The organism is Gordonia hongkongensis (genome assembly GCF_023078355.1).
In the GTDB taxonomy this organism is placed as follows: Bacteria; Actinomycetota; Actinomycetes; order Mycobacteriales; family Mycobacteriaceae; genus Gordonia; species Gordonia hongkongensis.
On record NZ_CP095552.1, the window covers coordinates 1,563,772 to 1,586,543 of the forward strand.

At 68.5% G+C, this 22,772-nt stretch carries 20 protein-coding genes, 1 tRNA gene and 1 pseudogene; 14 read left to right on the forward strand and 8 right to left on the reverse strand.

Annotated elements, in window-relative coordinates:
* Nucleotides 1-7 precede the first annotated feature (7 nt).
* Together MVF96_RS07080 and sepX are read left to right on the forward strand one after the other, a co-directional pair.
* Complete coding sequence (locus MVF96_RS07080; protein ID WP_247451754.1) at nt 8-673, forward strand: SIMPL domain-containing protein; 666 nt, start codon at nt 8-10, stop codon at nt 671-673.
* 148 nt (nt 674-821) lie between these two features.
* Nucleotides 822-2,110 (forward strand): annotated as a pseudogene (gene sepX, locus MVF96_RS07085) (divisome protein SepX/GlpR).
* An 80-nt stretch (nt 2,111-2,190) separates the two neighbouring features.
* Here sepX and MVF96_RS07090 read toward each other — a convergent pair.
* Nucleotides 2,191-2,934, reverse strand: a complete 744-nt coding sequence (locus MVF96_RS07090) for a hypothetical protein (RefSeq protein WP_065630195.1) — start codon at nt 2,932-2,934, stop codon at nt 2,191-2,193.
* 75 nt (nt 2,935-3,009) lie between these two features.
* Between MVF96_RS07090 and MVF96_RS07095 the strand changes: the two genes are divergently transcribed.
* The 6 genes from MVF96_RS07095 to MVF96_RS07120 all read left to right on the forward strand — a co-directional run bounded on the left by MVF96_RS07095 (nt 3,010) and on the right by MVF96_RS07120 (nt 7,303).
* Nucleotides 3,010-3,082: transfer RNA gene (locus MVF96_RS07095), tRNA-Ala, on the forward strand.
* A gap of 100 nt (nt 3,083-3,182) precedes the next feature.
* Nucleotides 3,183-3,488, forward strand: a complete 306-nt coding sequence (locus MVF96_RS07100) for a nucleotidyltransferase family protein (protein WP_247451755.1) — start codon at nt 3,183-3,185, stop codon at nt 3,486-3,488.
* A 476-nt stretch (nt 3,489-3,964) separates the two neighbouring features.
* Entirely contained in the window at nt 3,965-4,453 is a 489-nt protein-coding gene (locus tag MVF96_RS07105; RefSeq protein WP_242696991.1) for a DUF5994 family protein, read from the forward strand.
* Between the two features lie 9 nt (nt 4,454-4,462).
* Nucleotides 4,463-4,906 carry a hypothetical protein gene (locus tag MVF96_RS07110; RefSeq protein WP_247451756.1) on the forward strand — a complete coding sequence of 148 codons (444 nt, stop codon included), beginning with the start codon at nt 4,463-4,465 and terminating at the stop codon, nt 4,904-4,906.
* 109 nt (nt 4,907-5,015) lie between these two features.
* Entirely contained in the window at nt 5,016-5,960 is a 945-nt protein-coding gene (locus tag MVF96_RS07115; RefSeq protein ID WP_247451757.1) for an esterase/lipase family protein, read from the forward strand.
* Between the two features lie 59 nt (nt 5,961-6,019).
* The gene (locus MVF96_RS07120; RefSeq protein WP_247452072.1) at nt 6,020-7,303 is read left to right on the forward strand and encodes a family 1 glycosylhydrolase; all 1,284 of its coding nucleotides are present in this window, start codon (nt 6,020-6,022) and stop codon (nt 7,301-7,303) included.
* Between the two features lie 15 nt (nt 7,304-7,318).
* On the opposite strand, the gene MVF96_RS07125 is transcribed toward MVF96_RS07120, so the two are convergent.
* On the reverse strand, nt 7,319-7,642 hold the full coding sequence (locus MVF96_RS07125) for an AzlD domain-containing protein (RefSeq protein WP_065630192.1): 324 nt from the start codon (nt 7,640-7,642) through the stop codon (nt 7,319-7,321).
* The gene (locus tag MVF96_RS07130; protein ID WP_247451758.1) at nt 7,639-8,421 is read right to left on the reverse strand and encodes an AzlC family ABC transporter permease; all 783 of its coding nucleotides are present in this window, start codon (nt 8,419-8,421) and stop codon (nt 7,639-7,641) included. Before MVF96_RS07130 ends, MVF96_RS07125 begins: the two co-directional genes overlap by 4 nt.
* 57 nt (nt 8,422-8,478) lie before the next feature.
* Here MVF96_RS07130 and MVF96_RS07135 point away from each other — a divergent pair, with 57 nt between their 5' ends.
* Nucleotides 8,479-9,042: a helix-turn-helix domain-containing protein gene (locus MVF96_RS07135; protein ID WP_247451759.1), complete on the forward strand. Its 564-nt coding sequence runs from the start codon at nt 8,479-8,481 to the stop codon at nt 9,040-9,042.
* A 411-nt stretch (nt 9,043-9,453) separates the two neighbouring features.
* Nucleotides 9,454-11,079, forward strand: coding sequence for a DEAD/DEAH box helicase (locus MVF96_RS07140; RefSeq protein WP_247451761.1), 1,626 nt, complete (start codon nt 9,454-9,456; stop codon nt 11,077-11,079).
* Nucleotides 11,080-11,443: 364 nt separating this feature from the next.
* On the opposite strand, the gene MVF96_RS07145 is transcribed toward MVF96_RS07140, so the two are convergent.
* The 5 genes from MVF96_RS07145 to MVF96_RS07165 all read right to left on the reverse strand — a co-directional run bounded on the left by MVF96_RS07145 (nt 11,444) and on the right by MVF96_RS07165 (nt 16,508).
* Nucleotides 11,444-12,241: a maleylpyruvate isomerase N-terminal domain-containing protein gene (locus tag MVF96_RS07145; RefSeq protein ID WP_247451762.1), complete on the reverse strand. Its 798-nt coding sequence runs from the start codon at nt 12,239-12,241 to the stop codon at nt 11,444-11,446.
* A gap of 147 nt (nt 12,242-12,388) precedes the next feature.
* Nucleotides 12,389-13,351, reverse strand: a complete 963-nt coding sequence (locus MVF96_RS07150; RefSeq protein ID WP_247451763.1) for an EamA family transporter — start codon at nt 13,349-13,351, stop codon at nt 12,389-12,391.
* Nucleotides 13,348-13,833, reverse strand: coding sequence for a hypothetical protein (locus MVF96_RS07155; RefSeq protein ID WP_247451764.1), 486 nt, complete (start codon nt 13,831-13,833; stop codon nt 13,348-13,350). Before MVF96_RS07155 ends, MVF96_RS07150 begins: the two co-directional genes overlap by 4 nt.
* A 25-nt stretch (nt 13,834-13,858) precedes the next feature.
* Nucleotides 13,859-15,439 (reverse strand): 4Fe-4S binding protein, encoded by a 1,581-nt coding sequence (locus MVF96_RS07160; RefSeq protein ID WP_247451765.1) that lies wholly within the window; start codon nt 15,437-15,439, stop codon nt 13,859-13,861.
* A 34-nt stretch (nt 15,440-15,473) separates the two neighbouring features.
* Complete coding sequence (locus MVF96_RS07165; protein WP_247451766.1) at nt 15,474-16,508, reverse strand: AurF N-oxygenase family protein; 1,035 nt, start codon at nt 16,506-16,508, stop codon at nt 15,474-15,476.
* Between the two features lie 335 nt (nt 16,509-16,843).
* Here MVF96_RS07165 and MVF96_RS07170 point away from each other — a divergent pair, with 335 nt between their 5' ends.
* Genes MVF96_RS07170 through MVF96_RS07185 form a run of 4 tightly spaced genes read left to right on the forward strand, consistent with a single transcriptional unit; the run spans nt 16,844 to nt 22,772 of the window.
* Complete coding sequence (locus MVF96_RS07170; RefSeq protein WP_418930423.1) at nt 16,844-18,673, forward strand: FAD/NAD(P)-binding protein; 1,830 nt, start codon at nt 16,844-16,846, stop codon at nt 18,671-18,673.
* Nucleotide 18,674: 1 nt separating this feature from the next.
* Nucleotides 18,675-19,124, forward strand: coding sequence for a hypothetical protein (locus MVF96_RS07175; protein WP_065630183.1), 450 nt, complete (start codon nt 18,675-18,677; stop codon nt 19,122-19,124).
* Entirely contained in the window at nt 19,121-20,629 is a 1,509-nt protein-coding gene (locus MVF96_RS07180) for an FHA domain-containing protein (protein WP_247451767.1), read from the forward strand. Before MVF96_RS07175 ends, MVF96_RS07180 begins: the two co-directional genes overlap by 4 nt.
* Before the next feature lie 16 nt (nt 20,630-20,645).
* Nucleotides 20,646-22,772, forward strand: a complete 2,127-nt coding sequence (locus MVF96_RS07185) for a cation:proton antiporter (RefSeq protein ID WP_247451768.1) — start codon at nt 20,646-20,648, stop codon at nt 22,770-22,772.

Below are 22,772 nucleotides of genomic sequence, written 5' to 3' on the forward strand. Positions count from 1 at the left end.
TCTTCGCATGACCGAGCACACCGACCATCTCGAGATCGTCGTCCGTGGCTCCGCCCGCGGGCGCTACCGGCCCGAACGCGGGATCATCCACCTCGCCGTGCGAGTGGAGGGTGCGGACAAGTCGGCCGTCTACACGCGGGCGGTCGAGGTCCACGCAGACCTGACGCGCGCGCTGACCGATCACGAGACGGCCGGCGCGGTGGCCCGCTGGTCCGCCGATTCGGTCCGGGTGTACTCGTACCGCCCGTACTCGGAGACCGGCGATCTACGAGACCCGGTCTACAACACGCGTATTCGCGTCGAAGCGGAGTTCGTCGACTTCGAGCGGCTGTCGGAGTTCATCGACGTCTGGGCGTCGGTCGACGCCGTCGAGATCGGTGACGTCGACTGGGACCTCCGCGCGGAGACCCGGCGGGACCGCGAACGGGAGCTGCGTCGTGCCGCGGTCGACGACGCGATCGTCAAGGCACAGGCCTACTCCGACGCGGTGGGCCGGGGGCCGGTGACTCCCGTCCTCCTGTCCGATCCGGACATGGCGCCGCGGGTGCCGCAGGCATCTCGCCGGGCCATGCCGATGGCGGTCGCGGCCGGCCCGCCCCCGCCGTCACTGGAACTGCGGACCGACGACATCGAGATCGGCGTCGCGGTCGACGCGCGCTTCCGCACGGCCTGACCCGCTTCTGCTGCCGGTGTTGCTGAGAGGCGCGTGTGAAACCACGCCGATTCGGTTGTCCCACGGCGCGTCTACCCGGGCGTGACTGCTCGCAGCCCTAGATTGTGGAGTGGCCTCGTGTGACCAGAGTGAATGAAGGGAGAGTCGCATGCCCAACTCCGTACTGTGGGTCTGTCTCGTCGCGGTCTGGCTCTTCGTGCTGGTCCCGATGGTCATCAAGGGACGCCCGCAGATCCTGAAGTCCACCGATGCGGCACGGAAGACGCGACTGCTGCATCGCGGAGGATCGCGTGCCACGACCGCGACGAAGAACCGCCGCCGGTCGTCGGCGCGTCACCCGCACGATCCGTCCTGGAAGTCCTCGCGCCGCAGCGCCACCGCGACGCTCGAGGCCGACGCCGACGCCGAGAACGATGTCGACGCCGAGAAGGCCAAGCCTTCGACCCGACGTGCCGGCAGCGCGAAGGTCGAGAAGCCGACGGTCGAATCCTTGGAGGACACCGACTTCGAGACGGTGGACGCGGCTTCAGACGACGACTCGGTGAACGGTGACATCTCCGCCGACGCCGACGCGGACACCGACCGGGACCTCGATGCGGAGTCCGACGACGAGGCGACCGCCGACGCAGAAACGGACAGCACCACCGCCGCCGAGGTCGATGACACCGACGAGCTCGACAACGAGTACGAGGACGACTTCGCCGACGTCGACGGAGAAGTCGAGAACGGCGAGCTCGAGGACGCCGAGTTCGAAGACGCCGAATACGACGACGACGCCGAATACGGGGACGACTCCGAATACGAGGACGCGACAGACCAACTCGACGAGGACGAGTACGACGACTACGCCCGCGGGTCGCGTCACACCGAATCGTCGTCGGCTCCAGTCGCGGAGTCCGAGGAGGATGCCGCCGACGACGCCGCCGACACCGACCTCGACGAGGTGGCCGACAGCCGCCCGGCGGCGCGGACGGCGAGCAGCCGGCGGACGGGGCGCAGTGTCTACTCGTCGGAGAAGGAACGCGAGCTCAAATACCGCGAACGCCAACGGGTCACGGTGGGTCTGTTCGTGCTGGTGCTGTTGTCGGTCGTGGCCGGCGTCGTCGTCGGGACGCCCGGCTGGGTGGCCACCGGCGTCCTCGGCCTGCTACTGGTCGGCTACCTCGCGTACCTGCGGCGCGCGGTGAAGACGGAGCAGCAGATCCGGGCACAGCGACTCGCCCGTGCCAAGCGGTCGGCGCGCGCCGAGGAGGAGCGTCGTCGACGCGCCGCCGCGGTTCCGGAGTTCGCCGCCGCCCCGCCCCTCCGCGACTTCGGCGACCAGGTGGCGCAACGGTTCTCGAGATCGACGACGAAGATCCCGTGTTCGATCACATCCCGCCGTTCCAGCGTCGACGGATGGACCGCGAGGACCTGCAGTACCGCCGCGTCGGCTGACTCGTCGAGAGCACTTCGGCAGCAGATCCGTTCAGCAGTGGGTGTCGCCCGGCGACACCCACTGCTGACGCGTTGGGGGCCTACTTGGTGAGTGCCGGCTTGCCATGCGCATCGAGCCACGCCTGACCGGCTTTCGCGGCCCGCGACAGTGCGAAACGTTCGCCGAGGTACGTCGCCGGGGCCCCGATCACGGGGATGTAGGCCAGCATGCGGAAAAAGGCCATCGGTTGCGGACGCTTCTCGAACTCGTCGTCGACGGCGCGAAGCAACTTCGCCGCATCCCAGATCGCGGCGAACAGCGACTTCTCCCGCTCCTTGGGTTCGGACGGTAGGGATTTGCCGGACTCGGCGGTGACATCGGGGTTCGTGAGGTCCCGTTTGCACAGCACCGACGCCAGCAACTGCACCTGTCGCTTGCGATCGGTGACGTCGTACTCCCGGGCGATCGCGACCAGCACCATGGCCTGATTGGCGAACCCGAGATAGGGCGTGATCGGCAGACGCTTCGCCCACACCCCGAAGACGCCCGGGAACGCCACGGCGCCGGTGTTCAGGGTGCCGATCCGGGTCACCCACCAGCTCGCGCGCTTGTGCATCGACCGCTCGGACCAGCCCTTCGTGCCGGGCCACTCCGCGACGTCGAGCAGCTTCGACGCAGCGTGCTGAGCCTGCTGCAGGCGCGAGTCGGAATGGTCGTCATCGTGGAAGGTGTGGCCCTTCAAACCGAGCGGATCGCGCTCGGCGAGGGCATCGAGCACCGGGTTGATCACCCCCACGACATTGTCGAGAACACCGGCCAACTGCTGATCAGACATCTGAGGCACCCGACCAGCCTAGCCGTTTGGGAGTCGGCGGCCCCGGGCTGATAAAGTGGCTCGCGGTTGGTCGCAAGGCCTCCCGGGGCTATGGCGCAGTTGGTAGCGCGACTCGTTCGCATCGAGTAGGTCTGGGGTTCGATTCCCCATAGCTCCACCGCACGAGAGGCCCCGTACACCCGAGTAGGTGTACGGGGCCTCTCGTTCTGACGCGCTGGTCGTCGAGCCATGGCCAACAATCTGAGAGACTGGTGAACATGATCACCGCGATCCCGCTCGACGTCGATGCGATCGGTGCGGTGTGTGCGCGTTTCGGCGTTGCCAGGTTACGAGTCTTTGGTTCGGTACTCACCGAGAGTTTCGATCCCAGCAGCGACGTCGACTTTCTCGTGGAGTTCAGGGGGGATCGTGACAACGTCTTCCATGACTACTTCGACCTTGAGGCGGCGCTCGCACAGATCGTGGGGCGCGACGTCGACCTGGTGATGGCCAACGCGGTGAAGAATCCGTTCGTGGCGAAGTCGATACTCGACAATGCCGAAGATGTCTATGCGGCCAGGTGAGAGCCACGCGTAGGGTCCGCACTCTCGCCTGCAGGCGGTAGCGCGACACGTTCGCATCGAGTAGGTCTGGGGTTCGATTCCCCATAGCTCCACCGCACGAGAACCCCGTACGCCCAAGCAGCAGGCGTACGGGGTTCTCGTCGTCTGATGTGCTGGTGATCCAGCCACGGCCCAGAATCCGAGAGACCGGTCAGCTGATCTTAGCGATCCCGGTCGAACAGACCGTGGGGTGCGACGTCGACCTGGTCACGGTTGAGAAGGCCTGACGGTCCCCACCGACAGCCGCGGCGGTGTTCACAGGTTTCGCGCCGGGCGTACACTTCGAGCAACTGGATCGAACATCTGACAGACCCCTGTCGGCGTCGCCGGGGTCAGATGATCGCCCGCGGGTGATCAAGACAGGTGGCAATGGTGATGGTTGTTCCGCGCGTCATGTGTGTTCGCCCACGAGTCTCGTCAACCACCAGGCGAACACGGTGAAGCCGCTGCTCGGCCCGGTCCGAGTGCGATTCGGCGTCGATCCCGCAGCCGCGGTGGCCGGTGCGTGGTATCCGTACACACTTCAACTCGCCGACGAACTACCCGGGATGCTCACGACTGTGCGGGCGATGGTCGGTGACGTCAGCGGAATCGACGTGAACTGGAGCAGCTTTCGCCGTCTTCCCGGCCTGGACTCGCCGGACTCGCCGGAGACGCCTCCCTTGATGACACTCACCACGCCCGCGCGGTCGGTGACCCTGTTGGTCATCCCGCCTCGGACGGTGTCCTCGCTCGCGGCGATCCTGCTGCGACAAGCGAGTGGCACTGTCGTTGCGGATGGGCGGTGTCATTCGTTGGAGTTCCGTCGCGCCGAACGAATCCTGGTGCGTGCCGGTCTGGCGGCCACCAGTTGTCGCATTGACGCTCAAACCTCCAGTGCCACTCACGAGGTCGCTTCCAGGATTGTGCCGGGCCCTGCGGTGTAGATTTCGCACATGACCGCCGCGATGCTGACGTTCGCCGGAACGCTGCTCGTCGCTATGATCGGCGCGGTCATCGCGCGGCTCGACGCCAACGACCGGCACCAGAAGCTGTCGCAGAAGGTCGACATCCTGGCGAAGCTGCCGCACGACTCGGCGGCACATGCGCGGATGAGCGGAATCGTCCTCGACGCCATCGACGAACTCGCGGAGTACGAACACCGGCGGCGGAGCGCGGTCTTCCAGCGTCGGGCACTCACCATGGCGTTGCTGGCCTGGCTCGTGGTGGTCGGCCTGCGCATCGCGGCCGAGCAATTCGACGTCGGACACGACGAGCAGATCATGCACTACGTCGCGGTCACGCTTCTCGTACTGGGATTCGTGCTCGTTTTCGCCTCGGTGGTGGCCACCATCCGCGACATCCGGCACCGTCACGACGAGGAACCTGCGTCCGACTGACGACGTTCCGCTCCCGGAAGGCGAGGTCTGTCGCGCTGGGATCCGCCATTTCACAGTGGGTCCTGTGAAACCCACGTCGTGCCGTGAGACGGTTTGTTAGTTTCCGTCCATGAGATCGCCGAGGATCGTGTGGGGCCTGGTCGTCGCCGTGATCGGGGTGCTGGTCGTGACCGTGGCACCGGCGCGCGCCGACCCGCTGCCCGTCACCTACAACTTCCTGGCCGGGATACCGAACGAGCTCGCGAAACCCGGGGGCTCGCTGCCCGGGTCGAACGACTGGAACTGCAAGCCGTCGGCGCGCCATCCCAACCCGGTCATCCTCGTGCACGGGACCGGCGGATCGCAGCAGACCAACTGGGGCACCTACGTCCCCCTGCTGAAGAACGAGGGGTACTGCGTGTTCGCGCTGACCTATGGCGCGGTGAAGGGAACCCCGTGGCCGATCAGCGCGATCGGCGGCATGGGTGAGATGTCCGCCAGCGCCGCCCAGTTCGGTGCATTCGTGGACAGGGTCCGCCGGACGACCGGCGCGTCCAAGGTCGACATCGTGGGCCACTCCCAGGGGACGGTGGTGCCCGCGTACTACGCGAAGTACCTCGGCGGACGGGACGCCATCGACAACTATGTGTCGCTGGCGCCGGCGTGGCGGGGCTCCGGGGTCGGCGGGAACGACGTGATCATGCCGATCGTCCGGTCTCTCGGGTTGCGGCCCGAGCAGGTGCCGTTCTGTCAGGCCTGCGCCCAGCTCGATCCCGGCGCGGCGGTGCTGCGCAAGATCGCCGCCGGGGGCTACTACCTGCCGTCGATCCGGTACACCAACATCGCCACCCGCTACGACGAGCTCGTGGTGCCGTACACGCTGGGATTGCCACCGGGCGGATCAAACGTGCGCAACATCGTTGTGCAGGACGGGTGTTCGGTCGACTACACCGAGCATGCCGGGATCGCCGGGTCGCGTCGCGCGGCGTTCTTCGTGCTCAACGCGCTCGACCCGGCGAATCCACGACCGGTTCCGTGCGATCGCGCCGCACCCATCACCGGGAGCCCGTTCTGAACGTGAGCAGGCGACGTCTCGGTGGTGGCCGTCGGCGGGTGCGGGCCGGCGTCGTGGCCATGTCGTGCGCCGCGATGCTGCTCGCGATCTGCGGTCTCGGCGGTGTCGGAACCGCCTCGGCATCCGTTCCGCCGCTCGGCCCCGCCTTCGAATTCGGTGTCGCCCAGTCCGGTTTCCAGTCCGAGGGGTACAACCGTGACTCCAACTGGGTCCGTTACGGAAACCAGGGCCGGGTCGCCCACCGTGTCGGCAACGCCGTCGACTTCTACCATCGCTACGCCGAGGACATCGCCCGCGCGAAGAGTCTGGGCGTGGGCATCTATCGGACCTCGGTCGAGTGGTCGCGGGTGGAACCGTCGCGCGGCCGGGATGATCCGGCGGGGTGGGCGTTCTACGATCGGGTGATCCGCTCGGTCGTCGACGCCGGGATGCGACCCATGATCACCCTCAACCACTGGGTGCACCCGGGCTGGGCGGTCGACCTCGGCGGTTGGAACCGTCCGCAGATGTCCGCGGACCTCGTGCGTTTCGCCGAGCGGGTGGTCGACCGGTACTCCTGGGCCGACCCGCTGTGGATCACCTTCAACGAACCCACCGAATACGTTCGGCGCGAACTGATGTACGGGGGAGTGGCACCGCAGAACGTGGGTCTCATGGCCGACGGGATCGCCGCGCACCGGGCGGTCCACCGACACATCCACCGCGTGCAGCCGGGCGCCCAGGTGTCGTCGAACATGGCGTACTACCCGATCGCCGGCCTGCAGACATGGCTGGAATCGGTCTTCCCGCAGCGAATGCGCGACACGCTCGACTTCGTGGGCGTCGACCACTACTACTCGTTCTCGGTCACCGACGCCTCCGTCGCCAACGGTGCCTCCGGTGAGTTCTGGAAGAGCTCGCAGGCACCGGAGAGCATCCACTACGTGCTACGTCATGTCGCGCAACAGTTCCCGGGTAAGCAGATCCGGGTGATCGAGAACGGACTGGCCACCGACCCGCAGGGCCGGCGGCCCGACGGTTACCGCCGGGCCGATCACCTTCGCGACACCGTCTACTGGTTGCAGCGCGCCCGACAGGACGGCATCGACGTGGCGTCCTACAACTACTGGAGTCTCACCGACAACTACGAATGGGGCGACTTCGATTCGCGCTTCGGCCTGTACACCGTCGATGCGGAGCGTGACCCGACTCTGACCCGTCACCCGACCGATGCAGTCGCCGCCTACCGTGAGATCACTCGCGACAACGGCGTTCGCCCGGGGTACCGCCCGACGCGGATGCCGGTGACGTGTTCGCTCGTGGCGGTGCCGGACAGTTGCGCGAATCCGGCTGTCGTGCGGTGACTTTCTCGCCGTCACTCACGCGACGCCGAGGGCCCGCAGGCCGGCGGCGGTGGCCGCGGCGAGGATGACCACGACCGCGAGGGGTGCCCTCAACAGCGCCGCGATCACCCCGACCGTCACGCCGGCGGGCCGCGCCCAGCCGGCGAAGTCGTGGTCGATGAAGAACGCGCCGGTCAGCGCGACGGCGACGAGCAGGACAACGGTCGCCCGATCCATCAGCTTCTCGACCCCGTCCGAGACCGAGATGCGGTTTCGCAGAACGGGTCCGGCGGCGCGCATCGCATAGGTGCCGAGCGCGAGAACCGTGATGCCGACGGCGAGGGAGATGCCGGTGCTCATCGACAGCCCGGAGCGCTGTTGTGCTGGAGCGCCTCTCGCGACGATGCGGTCTCGTTCACGGTGTCCGTCCTCGTGCCGGGTAGGGCCGGTGCGCTCGGTGGGGTCCGCCGAAGCCGGCGGAGTGACTCCACGGCGGCGAAGCCCACAAGCGCTCCCATGATGGGCAACCCGGCCGGTAGGAACGGCGTCGAGGCCACGGCCACCGCCGCGCCGACGGTCACGGCCGCCCAGGTGGCGCCGTCGCGCAGGGCCGGGATGGCCAGCGCGGCGAGCAGAGCGGGGAAGGCAGCGTCCAGCCCGAGGCTCGCGGGATCGGCGACCACACCGCCGAGCGTGGCACCCAGTGCTGCGCCGACGGGCCACGAGACCAGAACGCCGAGTCCGCACAACAGGAAAGCGGCCCGTGCCCGACGCGGGTCGGATTCGGCGGTCGCCAACGCAGCCGTCTCGTCGTTGATGAGGTGGGCGCCGAGGACGATCTCGGGGGTGCCGCGCAGGTGCTTCCCGACGGCGAGGCCGTACCCGAAGTTGCGGGTGTTGACCAACAGGCCCGCCAGCGCGGCGAGGATCGGCGCCCCGCCGGCGGCCAGGATGCCGACGAAGACGAACTCCGACGATCCGGCGAGGACGACCGTGGCGATCACAACGATCTGCCAGAGGGCGAGACCCGCGCCGTGCGCGGCCACCCCGTACGACGTCCCGATGACGAGAACGGACAGGGACATCACCACGACGGCGCGCAGGGTCGCCGTGTCGAGTGTTCTCCAAGCCGAACGCATGACTATCATAGTGAACAAGAGAAGTGTGTTCGTCAAGATGGACGATCGGACGGTTTGATGAACGATGCTCGGTCGGTGAACCCCAAAGAGCTGGTCGCCGCGTCGTTGAAGAGGGAACGCACACGAGCGGGTCTGTCGCTGACCGAGCTCGCGCGTCGTGCCGGGATCGGGAAGTCGACACTGTCCCAGCTCGAATCGGGGGAGGGGAATCCCAGTGTCGAGACGCTGTGGGCGCTCTCCACGGCGCTCGGTGTGCAGTTCTCGGCGTTGCTGGACTCACCCATACCGACCGTCGAGGTCATCCGGTTCGGTGAGGGGCCGGTGATCCCCGCCGCGGACGCCGACTACTCGGCAACCCTGTTGTCCACCGCGTCGCCGGGGTCGCGGCGCGACATGTATGTCATCCGCGCCGAACCGGGCAAGCCCAGGGTGTCGGCACCACATGCGCGCGGGATCATCGAGCACGTCGTGATCAGTTGCGGCCGAGCACGTCTCGGTCCCACCGATGCCACCGAGGTGCTGTCGGCCGGTGACTACATCTCGTACCCCGGCGATGTCGAGCACGTCTTCGACGCACTCGAGCCCGGCACTGTCGCCGTGATGCTCAGCGAGGCGTTCTGAGGTTGCGGGACACAACCTTTCAAGTTCGTGCAGGCCTGGGAAGCGCCGGTGAAAACCGCCCTCGGGCGGCGCAGCGTCGACCGCATGCCCTCGTGAGCACCGTCCTGGGCGGTCTTCGGTCGGATTTTCGACGACCCTGCCGGTGTGGGCGAAACGCGACGTGCATCACAGCGATTCGCGGTATCGATCACCGACGCGTACTGTTGCCAGAAGTGATGCGCCCGTACAGGCCGCGTCTAGCGTCGTAGAACGCCTCTCTCGCAGGTCCGGACATCCGACACCGGTCGGCCACCTGCCATTGACTTCATACGGCGAACGAGCTCGCGCACCCGCGTGTTCGCCACCGGCACCGCCCTAGCACGTCAGTCGTGCTGTTCGCGTGCCAAGCACAGGAAGAAACCTGCACACCACATGACTGCTGTCCTCGAAAACCCGGCCACCTCCACCGATGCTGCTGCGTCGGCGCCTGGTGTGTCGTTCGAATCCCTCGGTGTCCCAACCGAACTCGTCAAGGTTCTCGCCTCTCAGGGCAAGACCGACGCCTTCCCGATCCAGAAGGACACCCTCCCCGACACCCTCGACGGCAAGGACGTCCTGGGCCGCGGCAAGACCGGCTCGGGCAAGACCCTCGCCTTCTCCATCCCGCTCGTCGCCGGCCTGGCCGAGATGCAGGTCAAGCGCTACGTGGGGGCACCCACGGGGCTGATCCTGGCGCCGACCCGCGAACTCGCGACCCAGATCGCCGCGGTCGTCGAGCCGCTCGCCGCCTCCGTGGGACTCACCGTCACCACCGTGTTCGGCGGCGTCAAGCAGACCCGCCAGGAGCAGGCGTTCCGGCGCGGTGTCGACATCGTCGTCGCGTGCCCCGGACGTCTCGAGGACCTGATGCGTCAGGGCATCGTCCGGCTCGACGAGGTCGAGATCACCGTGATCGACGAGGCCGACCACATGGCCGACCTCGGCTTCCTGCCCGTCGTGACCAAGATCCTCGCCGCGACCCCCGCCGACGGTCAGCGGATGCTGTTCTCGGCGACGCTGGACAACGGCGTCGACAAGCTCGCCAAGCGGTTCCTCGACAACCCGGTGCTCCACTCGGTGGATTCGGCGGAGTCGCCGGTGGCCGCGATGACCCACCACGTCTTCGAGGTCTCCTCGGCAGACAAGCAGGATCTCGTCGCCGAGCTCGCCTCCGGCACCGGTCGACGCATACTGTTCATGCGCACCAAGCACCAGGCCAAGAAGCTCGCCAAGAAGCTGACCGAGGCCGGGATCCCGGCCGTCGACCTGCACGGCAATCTCAGCCAGGCGCAGCGCGACCGCAACCTGGCCGCATTCGGCGAGGGTGACGTCCGCGTCCTCGTCGCCACCGACGTCGCCGCCCGTGGCGTGCACGTCGACGGCATCGAACTCGTCGTGCATGTCGATCCGCCGGCCGAGCACAAGGCGTACCTGCACCGCTCGGGCCGCACCGCCCGTGCCGGGTCGGCCGGCGACGTCGTGACCGTCTGCCTGCACGAGCAGCGTCGTGAGGTCGCACAGCTACTGCGCAAGGCCAAGATCAAGGTGACACCCATCGCTGTCGACGCATCGTCGGCAGCCGTCGACGAACTCGTCGGCGAGCGCGCCCCCCGCGTGTCCGCGGCGGCACGCGCTGCTGCCGAAGCCGCTCGTGGCGGCGGTGCACAGGGTCGGTCCCAGGGCGGTCGTGCCCAGGGCGGTCGTTCGCAAGGGAGTCGACGCGGCGGTCGTGGTCGAGGCCAGGGCGGCAACGGCGGCGCTCGTGGCGAGAGCCGGAGCGCCGGAACCGGCGGCGGCCGGAACGCCACCGGCGGTGACTCGCGCGGTACTCGCGGCGAGGGCCGCGGCCGTCCGGCTCGGAGCGACTCGCGCGCCGGCGGTTCGCGATCGTCGGACGCACGCACCGGAGGCCAGGGACGCGGCGCCGGGCAGTCGCGCGGCGGCGACCAGCAGCGGGCGGGCGCCCGCGGGCAGGGACGCCGGGCGAGCCGTCCGGCGGGTTCGCCGACCGGTCGCTGACCGAGGCTCAGACGCGAAACAACTGAAGAACGATGTCGAGCCTCGAGGGGCCGGTGACCACGGTTGCCGCCCTTCGAGGCTCGTCGCTTTCGCTCCTCGCACCTCAGGGGGCAGGGGCGCTCGACGTTATTGCGCGCCCGGAGTATCTGAGGCCTGGCGGCGCCGTTTGGACTACGAAAGAACACCCGTGAGCGTCCAGATTCATGCTCCCTGAGGTGCGAGCGAAGCGAGCCACGAAGGGCGAGGTGCAACGCTCGCCAGCCCTTCGTGGCTCGTCGCTTTCGCTCCTCGCACCTCAGGGGGCAATGGTTGTGTTGTTTTCTCGGATCAGGGAGCTGGGTGGTCGCGCGCTCTGCGGCGGCGATCAGGCAGGCAGGAACCGCTGGGCGAGTCGCGGTGCGAGCCACGGCCGGGCACCCCAGGCGATGCCCTTCCCGGTGAGTCCGACCCACCCCGGGGACAGGCGACCGTAACCGGCGAGGAGAGCGGTCGCGGGGTCCACGCTGATGTGGACGTCGGGCCGGCGTGGCTCCGGCGGATCGATCTGCAGCTCGCCGTCGGTGAACTCGTAGACGTGCCGTTCGCCGCACCCGCGGAGCCGGATGTCGTAGGTGCCGGAGTGCCCGGCGGCGTGCACCGGATCGACCCAACTGGGCAGGATGTGTTGGCGTGCCCGGATGATCATCAGCACCACGTCCGGTTCGACCCACCAGCGGGCCCCGACAGCGCGTGCGATGTCGCGGGCGTGCACCACGAACTCGCCGATCAGCAGGCCGAGAGCGGCGTCGGCCCGGATGACGCGGTCGCCGTCGAAGTGCATCTTCGGGACCTGCGCGTGGAAATGCGACACCTCGTCGACGAGTTCGCGGAGGTCGTCGGTCAATCGTCGGCAGAGCACTGTCACGTCGCGCGTCGGCAGGTTGGCGATCTGCTTGGCATTGAAGTCGGGTACGTCGACCGCCGAACAGCACCACTCACCTTCGCCGCGCGCGAGTTCGAGAAAGCGCGACGGCGCCATCGCGACATGGCCAACACAATCGGTCAGCGTCCAGGCGGGGGCGTCGGGAAGCCGGGTGTCGGGGTCGCCGACGCCGAGCACGAGATCGGTGAACCGATCCGCAGTCGTGAGCGCGGCGTCGATGTAGTCAAACCTCGAGAACATCCTCGTCGCGCGTGGTTCCTCCCCCCACATGGGGCACGAGATTACCCCGGCCCGTTGCGACGTGCGACACATTCCGTGCCGACACGTCGAACCTGTGGACAGATGTGCAAGGTGCGCAACATTATTCACAAACGCGCACGGTGATTCTCAGTCACGCGACACCGCCGGGGCGGCTTCGCCGAGCCGTACGCAGACGACGCCGAGCACGATGAGCAGGCCGCCGGCGAGTTGAATCGGTGCCGGCAGTTCGTCGAGCACGAGCCAGGCGAAGACCACCGCGAACAGCACCTCGGACAACGCCACGAACGACATCACCCGGGCCCCGAGCAGCCGGCCGCCCGCGATGCCGGAGCCGTAGGCCATGGCGGCCGAGACCACACCCAGCAGCACGAGCGGGATCCACCAGGCCACCTCGAGCGCACCGACCTCGACCGGGTCCGTGGTCATGGTCATCGGCAGGATCCCGGTCAGCCCCGCGACGACGAGGGCCAGTGCGCCGATGAGCAGGCCACCCGCGGCCAGGCTCAGGGGCGGCCAGCCCGTGCGGTCGTCGGCGGAGATCACGAAGTAGGCGGCGGCCCCGACCATCGCGGCGAGCGCCCACAGCACCCCGATCGCGCTGATCGGGACGTCGCCGGTGAGGTCGAGGACGAGCGCGAGTCCCCCGATCGCGAGTGCCGCGCCGAGCACGGTGACGCGACCCGGACGCTGCCCGTGGCGCAGCCACATCCACACCAGCACGGCGACCGGGGCGGTGTATTCGATGAGCAGCGCGACGCCGACCTGCAGGTAGGTCACGGCATAGAAGTAGGCCAGCTGACAGCCGGCCACCGCGAGGAGTCCGTAGGCGACGAGCACCGTCCAGGACCGTCGGCCCGGCTGCTCGGGCAGCGGCTGCCGACGGTCGCGAAAGGCGAGGAAGCCGGGAATGGCCAGGACCAGACCGCCTAGTGCGATGCGGACGGTGACGGTCGCACCGGCCGTCCATCCCGCCTCGATCATGGCCCGGGCGAGCACCCCCGAGATGCCGAAACAGGCCGACGAGATCAGCGCGAGTGTGAGACCCAGCGCGGGTCGCGAGAGCGGCGCAGTGCGGTCCGCGGTCCTCACGGATTCTTGGCGGCGACGATGGCCGAGCGAACGGCCTCCCGGCATTCCGTGCCCGCCGGCTCACCCGTTCCGAGGTAGAAGCTGCCCGGGCGCCCTTCATGACCGGCGAAGCCGGTCACCGAGAATCCGTCGGATTCCGGGACATACGGGGTCGACGACATCGACGCGGCGGCGAGCGGACACGACAGCGCCGACACCCCACGTTCGGCCCCGGACACCACGACGATCAGGTGGGTCGGATGCAGCACGATGAGCGTCTGGTGCTCGGAATCGGGGTCGACGGGGTTGCTGCGTCGTCCGAAGAGCTTGCCGAAGAACGTGGTCGACGGCGGGTTGATGCTCCGGGTGATCCACGCCGGCAGGTCGTCGGTGACGGTGAGCTGTGTCGAGTCGGCATGGTCGCGCAGCGTGGCGGCGACGTCGGCAGGTAGATCGGACAGATCGGCGCGCACGGTGGTGCGCTGGTACGCGGGGAGCCCCATGGCTGAAATCTAGCGCAGCAGTCCGTCAATCGAGGCCGGCGACGGACGACGCGACGCCGAGGCGTCGGCCGAGCAACCGACGGCGACGCGGTGCCGAGGCCTCGGTCGCGTTCGACTCGAGGTCGTCGAGCAATGAGGCGACGGTCTGCGCCGAGTCGGTCTTGTTGGTGCCGATGAAGCCCGACGGACCGCGCTTGATCCAACCGGTCACATACATCCCGGGTACGGGCTCGGTCCCGTCGAGCACGCGGCCGTCGAGGTGCGGGATGATCCCGGCCGCGTCGTCGAACGGGAGACCCGGGACCGCGACACCGCGGTAACCGACCGAGGTGAGGACGAGCCCGGTTTCGAGCCCCACCGTCTCGCCGGTGGGTTCGATGCCGACCGCGGCTCCGGAGTCGTCGACGACCGGACGGTTGCGGCCGGCGGTCAACGTGCGCGCGCGGCCGTCCGCACCGGCGGTCACCTCCATCGGAGAGGCGAAGAACGCCAATCGGATTCGACGGCCCTCGGGTTCGGGGCGGGCGGCGCACTCGGCCAGGAGATCGAGCTTGGCACGAATCGTGGTGTCCAGGTCGGCGGGTGCGGGCAGCGCTTCGAGGTCGGCGGCGTCGACGGTGACCGGGACCCCCGAATCGACCAGTCCGATGAGTTCGGGCAGGGTGAAGGCCGCGTGCGCGGGTCCGCGACGGCCCATCACCACCACCTCGCGGACCGACGAGGACCGCAGCTTCGCCAGTGCCGGACGGGAGATGTCGGTGGCGGCGAGAGTGCCCGGGTCGGCGACGAGGATGCGTGCGACGTCGAGGGCGACGTTGCCGTTGCCCACGACCACGACGCGCTCGGTGTCGAGATCGACGTCGAGGTCGGCGAAGTCGGGATGGCCGTTGTACCAACCCACGAAGGATGTCGCGCTGGACACTCCGGGGAGATCGAATCCCGGCAGCGCGAGTTGCCGGTCGGTGGGTGCCCCGCCCGCCCAGATCACGCCCTGGTGACGGGCGCGCAGGTCGGCCAGGGTGAGGTCCCGCCCGACCTCGGTGTTCAGCAGGATCTCCAGTCGGGGGTTGCGCGCGATGTCGTCGAACAGCTCCATCACCTTGCGGGTGTGCAGGTGATCGGGCGCGACGCCGAACCGTGCCAGCCCGAACGGCCGGTCGAGACGTTCGTACATGGTGACCGAGACCTGTGGCTGCCGCAGCAGCTCGTCGGCCGCGTACATCGCCGACGGGCCCGAACCCACGATGCCGATCGAGATCGAGGTGTCGACGGCCAGCTGCCGCGGACGATCGATGGGCGCGAGGGGTAGCCGACGGGCCGGGTCGACGGGGAAGCGCGCGGCTCCGTCGGCCGGATCGTGGTACTGGGTCGCGTTGACCTCGACGAACCGTTCCTGCCCAGCCGGCAGGCGATGTCCCGGGACGATGGCGCCGACCGGGCACGCACTGACACATGCGCCGCAGTCGACGCAGGTCGCGGGATCGATGTACAGCATCTCGGCGATGCCGAAATCGGGCTCTTCAGGTGTGGGGTGGATGCAGTTGACGGGACATGCGTACACGCACGACGCGTCGCCGCAGCACGCCTGGGTGACGACGTGGGGCATGGTCTCGGGTTCTACCTGCGTTCGGGGTTCGGGTTCAGGCCGCGGTGTAGGTGGGCTCGCTGCGGAACCGTGACGGGCGGCCGCTGATGCCGAGCGCGCGCCACAGCAGGCGCGAGACCGGGTTCATCAGTCCGCTCTGCTCGCCGAGCATGCGGACGTCACCGAAGACGTTGCGCAGGAATCGCTTCGACTCCGGCGACCGCCAGAAGATGTCCTTCATGACCGCGTCGGGCACGTCGAACCGCTTGGCGAAGCTCCGCGGGGGCACCACGATGGCGCCGCAGAGGATGCGCATGGTCAGCGGGAGCATCAGCGACAACAGGAAACGCTGGACGCGTCCGCGCTGCGGCACCTGCTCGCGGATCAGGTGGTGGGCGAAGGAGATGTGGCGTGCTTCCTCGGCGACGTGCAGCTGCATCACCGCGGCCATCGTCGGGTGCAGGCTCGCGCGGGTTCGCAGGAAGTCCTTCTGGATGTGGTCGATCGGCTCCTCGCCGCCGAGCACACCGAAGAAGAAGACGGTGGGGAAGACCGTCGAGACCAGCGGAACGAGAGGAGAGATGAGGCGATAGCCCAGCTTGGCCCCGGGAACGTCCATGCCGGTTCGATTGACGAACTCCTGGAACATCAGGGTGTGGTTGCACTCCTCCTTGGATTCGTGCGTGGTGTACCGGAATTCGCGGGCGCCGTTGGGGAGTTTGAAGCTGTACTGCATCAGGCCGCGGATCAGAACCGACTCGAACTGCAGGCCGACCTTGGCGACATTGGCCTGGCGCCACATGCCGATCTCGATCTGCTTCTCCTGCGGCAACTGCTGGTACCACGGGTGGCGGCCGATCGGGTCGACCTCGTAGGACAGAATCCACCGCGGATCGTTCTCGACGATCGCCATGTCCGGCGCGTCCCAGTCGATGTCGACGTACGGGTCGAAGTTGCGATGGACCGACGCGGCGGACAGGTCGTCGAGGACCTGGGCGAAGTCGTGGTCGCCGCCGGTCTTGTCGTGCTGCGGCACGTAGCGGGCGGGCGCCTCGTGCTCCCGGTCGGTCCGGGTCAGTGCTTTCGTCATCGTCGCATCCCTTCGGCGTGGGCGGCTCGGTCGGTGAAACAGACCACAGCGGATGACTCGAACGTATTTCGACGGGCCGCTATTTGTCAACACTCGATGTCACGTTCGATACCGGCACAATGCACCGGTGCGTTCACCGGCAGGCCTGCCCGACTCCCGTGCAGTTCAGGGGCTGACCTGGTGCGACGGGTGTAATTCGTTCGGGTTATATAACCCCGTCGCGAGCATCGCCGCGGGTTAGAGTTACCGCACCATCCGTGCCCGCGTCTGCTCACCTGGAGGAGCGATGTCCCGTCGTGTTCCGCACGCGTCCCGGCGTTCTAGGGACGCGACGCATGCCGCCCGCGTCGGTCGACGCGGCCTGCCGGCGGTACCACGCACCCGGGTCCGGTCGTGACCCAGCCGCCGCACGGTCCGACGCGTGTCGTCCCCAACCCCGGCGGGCCCCTGCCGGGCGCGCCGGGTCCGCGGCCACCGGGGCCCGCCCCGCGTCGCCCGGGACCCCCACCGCCCGTTCCGCCTCGTCCCGGACCGATGCCCGGCCAGGCGCCCCCGCGCCGCGGCCGGGCCCTGGGCCTGTTCCGGCGCCCGGACGAGGCGCTCCCGGGCCCGCGGGCGCCGTCGGCGATCTGACACCGGGGCTGGTCGACACCGACATCTGGACCGATGCGATGGTCGAGGCCGCGGGCATCCCGATCGTCGACGTCCCGTTCGTCACGGTCGGCTCGGGCATCGGGTCATTCGTGACCGTCGACTACCTGCGCATCTGCGGGGTGCCGCTGGACCGGATCGCGGTGCTCGGCCCCCAGGACGTGCCCTGGCACAGCTACGAGTACCTGACCCGGGTGTCGCAGATCCCGCGCACGGAGCGCCTGCGTTCGGATTCGGCGTCGACCCCGGACAACATCTGGGGTTTCCCGTCGTACGCGGTGCGGGAGGCCTGGGCGGACAAGAAGCTCAAGCCGCTGTGGAATGTGCTGGTGGAGCCCGTCTTCGCGAACTTCTACACGCCGAGGGCCGGGCAGGCGTTCGAGTCGATGCAGAAGGAATGCGAACGGATCGGCTACCTGAAGTGCCTGCACCGTGGTCAGGTCCGGATGATCCGACGCCGCGCCGCCGGTGGCTACTTCACGATTCTCACACCGCCGCAGGGGACTTCGCCCACCAAGCGGGTGGCCTTCCGCAGCCAGTGGGTCCATGTCGCGATCGGATACCCGGGCATCAAGCTCCTGCCCGATCTCCAGGCGTTCCGCGAGACCTACCGCGACGCCAGCAAGGTCGTCAACGCCTACGAGTCGCACGAGCACATCTACCAGTCGCTGCAACGCAAACCCGGCACCGTGGTGATCCGCGGTGCGGGGATCGTCGCGTCGCGGGTCCTGCAGCGGCTCATCGACGATCGCGACGCGTACGGGCTCCAGACGCAGATCGTGCACCTCTTCCGCACGTACTACGACAAACCCCACGGCCCGCACATCTTCATGCGGCGCAAGGGCAAAGACGGTTGGGCCTACCAGGGCTTCAACTATCCGAAGTCGGTCTGGGGCGGGCAGCTCAAGGCCCGCATGCGCAAGCTCGAGGGGCACGAGCGGGCGGAGGCGTACAAGCAGATGGGCGGGACCAACACTCCGGTCCGCGACGACTGGCAGGAGCAGTTGGCCCGCGGGCGGCGCGAGGGCTGGTACCGCGTCGCCGTCGGCAAGGCGGAGAGTCTGTTGCCGGCTGCGGGCGGGCAGGGGGTGGTGACCACCGTGCGGGTCGACCCGCACGCACCGATCCGGCAGGACCACCGGCCCGACGGCACCTTCGAGATCTACGCCGACTACGTGATCGACTGCACCGGACTCGAAGCCGACGTCCGCGAGCACCGCCTGCTGCGTGATCTGCTGGACCACACCGGCGCCGGCATCAACCCGGTCGGTCGCATGGACGTCGAACGCGACTTCGAGCTGAAGGGGACACGCAGCGGGAACGGCAAGCTGTACGCCTCGGGCAGCGCGACGCTCGGCGGTTACTTTCCCGGCGTCGACACCTTCCTCGGTCTGCAGATCGCCGCCCTCGAGATCGTCGACGACCTTGCCCGCCAGGGGTTCTGTCGACGACTGACGCCCTGGCGATCGACCGCCCAGTGGTGGCGCTGGATGAACAACAAGGGAGTCGACTGACATGTTGCCCACCCTGTGGGGGCGAATCCAGACCCGCGTGCTGGTGCTCGGCATCCTCGGCGGCCTGTGGACCATCGTGCTCGTCCCGTTCCTGTGGCTCATCTCCTCGGGGGACCCGTCGATCCTCGACGTCTACCGGGTCGCCTTCACCGTGCTCGTCACCGTCATCGTCCTCGGGGTGCTCTGGGAATTCCTGTACCACTTCCTGCAGCAGTTCCGTTGGGAAAAGGACTGGCCGACGCTCTTCGGGCTCCTCACGGCGATCAACGAGGGCATCCTGGTGTGGATCGTGATCGATGGCACCGGACTGATCCCGGAGCCGCTGCAACCGTCGCCCGTCGTGTTCACCGTCCAGTTCGTCACCACCTGGTTGCTGGTGTGGGTGGCGGTCAACGGTCCACTACGCGCCGTCTTCCCCCACTGGCGATTCCAGGGAGGACGATTCCTGTGACCGGTCCGGGCGACATCCCGAGCGTCACGCCGACGGTGACGCTGATCCCCGGGGCGGGGATCGTGATCCGCACCCCGGCGTTTCTGTGCCTGATGAACGACGCGGTGCCCGCGTCCTTCCTCACCGATCTGCTCGACATCGAATCTGCGGTGGCCGTGCCGGATTCGGCACCGCGGCGGGGCCGGCACCTGGTTCGGGCGCTGGCTCAGCTGGTGGCCACCGCCGACGACCCGGTCGACATCGCCTTCGCGGCTCCCGACAATGCCGGCATCGCGATCTTCCTCGCGGGCCGGGTGTACGGGGAGACCGACGGCAAGCGGATCGAGCCGCCTGCGGGCGACTCCTATGACCGCGCCGTGCCGTGGCCGTTCGAGGGTTTCGGGCTCTACCTCGCCGGCACGAAGCCCGCGGAGGTCGGTGACGAGCGCTTCGACCTGGTCCAGGGCACGGTGCCCGCCGCGGGCGCGCTGCTGCACACCCCACTGGGGTTGCGCGGCACCGAATTCCACTCCCTGGCCGAGCGCCCGCCGCAGCCGCGGCCGGAACCGGCGGCGGCGCGGCCGGAACCGGCCGTCGAACCGTCCCGACCCGACCCGGACGCGGGTCCACCGACCGAGGCACTGGACGATCTCGACAAGCCGGCACCCGGGGCGCCGGAACCCCCGGCGCCCAAGCCCATCCGGAAACGGTCACCCTTCGACGATCTGCCGCCGGAGCCGGGCCCGATGGGCACGACCGAGCGGATGGCGCCCGGCGCCGATGGTGGTACCGACCTGCCGGCACCCGATCAGTTGCCGTTCACCTCGACTCCGCTGGGCGGTCCGTTCGGGTCGGAACCGTTGTCCCCGAATGTTTCCCACCCACCTGAGCGGCCGCCGCGGGACGCCACCCCGCCGAGCGGTCGGCCTCGCGTCGAGTCGGCTCCCGCGCCGAATCCGTTCGCCGAACCGCTCGAACCGCGCGCGCCGCTGCCCAAGGAGGAGCATCAGAAACCCGCGACCGAGGTCGTCAAGATCGAGGCGTCGCGGGCCATGGTGCACGGCATCCGTTGTTCGCGAGGCCATCTGAACCATCCGCAGTCGTGGCTGTGCGGGGTCTGCGGAATCCGGATGGACCAGTTGACGACGTTCCTCGTCGAGGGCGAACGGCCCCCGCTGGGCTGGTTGCTGCTCGACAACGGGTTCACCTTCCTCCTCGACGAGGACCTGGTGATCGGCCGGGAACCGGGATCGGCCGGCGGTGGACCGGCGGGTTCGCCCAAACCGATTCGCGTGCAGGACGAGACAGGTCAGCTCTCGCGCCGCCACGTGGAGATCCGGCTGGTGGAGTGGACGGTGCAGCTGGTCGACCTCGGGTCGGCGAACGGCACCTTCGTCACCGATCCGAGCAGCGGCAACCGGGAGACCCGGCTGCTCCCGCATCGTGCCCACGTGCTTGTGCCGGGGTCGCATGTCCGGATCGGCGGGCGCCACTTCATCTTCGAGTCACACCACGCCCGTATCTGAGAACGGATCCGAGGTCATGGACAAACACACGGTCGCCCCCTTCCTGCTGCTCGACGTCGCGATCGTCATCGCCGCCGCCCGGGTGGGTGGGATGATCGCGCGTGCCTGCCGTCAGCCGGCCGTGGTGGGCGAGATCGCCGCCGGGATCGCGTTGGGTCCCAGCCTGCTCGGGCTCCTGCCCGGCAATCCCGACCAGTGGCTCTTCCCCGACGACGTCCGGCCGCTGCTCGGTGCGCTGGCCCAGATCGGCCTCGTGCTCTTCATGTTCATCGTCGGTCTCGAACTGGACATGCGGCTGACCAAAGGGCGTGAACGCGCGGCGGCCAGCATCTCGGCATTCTCGATCGCGCTGCCGTTCGCCCTCGGCGCGGCCCTCGGCCTGCTGCTCTATCCCTCGCACAACATGGTCGGGGGAATGGAGATCGAGCGGCTGGGGATGGTGCTGTTCATGGGTGTCGCGATGTCCATCACCGCCTTCCCGGTGCTGGCGCGGATCCTCACCGACCGCGGGATGATGAGAACGATTCCCGGGGTGTTCAGCCTGGCCGCGGCCGCCATCGACGACATCCTCGCGTGGACACTGCTGGCGTTCATCATCGCCATCATCCAGGGCGGCAGTCCGCTCGAGGTCGCCAAGATCGTCGGACTCACGCTCGTCTACGCCGCGGTGATGTTCGGTGTCGTCCGTCCGCTGCTGGCGAAGCTGATCGCCTGGCGCGACAGCGCCGGCCGGCTCACGCCGGACATCCTGGCGGTCATCCTGATCGGACTCTTCCTGTCGGCGACGGCCACCGACGTCATCGGCATCCATCAGATCTTCGGCGCCTTCGTGTTCGGCGCGGTGATGCCGAAGGTGGGAGCCGAACAGCTGCACCGGGAGATCCTCGAACGGCTCGAGCAGGCGAGCGTGCTGCTCCTGCTGCCGATGTTCTTCGTCGTCACCGGCCTCAACGTCGACCTCACCCAGATCGGCGTCGCGGGCATGGGGCAGCTGCTGCTGGTCCTGCTCGTCGCGATCGCGGGCAAGTTCCTCGGCGCCTATGCGGGCGCGCGGGCGAGCGCCATCCCCACCAGACAGAGCGCGGCCATCGCGGTGCTCATGAACACGCGGGGACTCACCGAGCTGGTGATCCTGGCCGCGGGGCGCGAACTCGGTGTGCTGAGTGACGAACTGTTCGCGATGCTCGTGGTGATGGCGCTCGTGACCACGATCTTGACCGAACCCCTGCTGCGCGTGGTGTATCCGGACAAGGTGGTGGCCAATGACATCGCCGCCGCCGAACGTCGCGCCCTGGCCACCGCCACTGCCCCGCGGGTTCTGGTGCTGATGCGTGATCCCGTCGGCACGACCGCCGACCTGCGGGCGCGGCATCGGCGAATGCTGGACTGCACCACGGGATTCGACGTCGTCCTGGCCGGGTTGCTCACCGCCCCGGACCGGTCCGTGCGTCCGCTCGAGGTCGGGATTCCGGTCGTACCGGACTTCGCGGCGATCGCATCGGCCGTCGAGCGGCTCAACGAGCTGGGCGCGTCGCTGACCGGCGCGGGTGCGGTGTCGGTGCTGTGCCGGTTCAGCGCCGATCCGGCTGCCGACCTCGAGGCCATGTCGGAGAACGCCAATGCCGACCTCGTCCTCGTGGACAGTGACGACCGGCCCCTGGGGGAGTCGCTGCGATCGGCTCCGGTGGCCGTCGTCGACGAGACCGCCGACGAGACCGTGGCACCGAGTCGTAGCACCATCACCTGTATCGCCGCGGACGATCGCAGTGGGCGGACCGCTGCGCTGATGGCCGCGGGTCTGGCGCTCTTCGGGTCGCGGTCGCTGACCGTCGTCGCATCCGGCTCTCGGCGTCGGTGGCTGGCCGACCTCAACGCTGTTGCCGAACAGGGGGTTTCGGTGTCGGTGCAGGATCCGCGCAGGCACCGCGACGACGCCGTGTCGTTCACCGTCGCCGGAGCGGACGAGGGCGATCCGACCGTGCCCGTTCCGGTCACCGTCGTCGACAACACCGAGACGAGCGAGGAATCGCTGGGCGACCGCGTCGCGATGCTCTACCCGTCTCCGGCCGCACCATCCGCACCCACGAGGGCGGCCGACGATCCGTCCAGTCCGAACATCGGTTCATCATCGGAGAGGCACTGA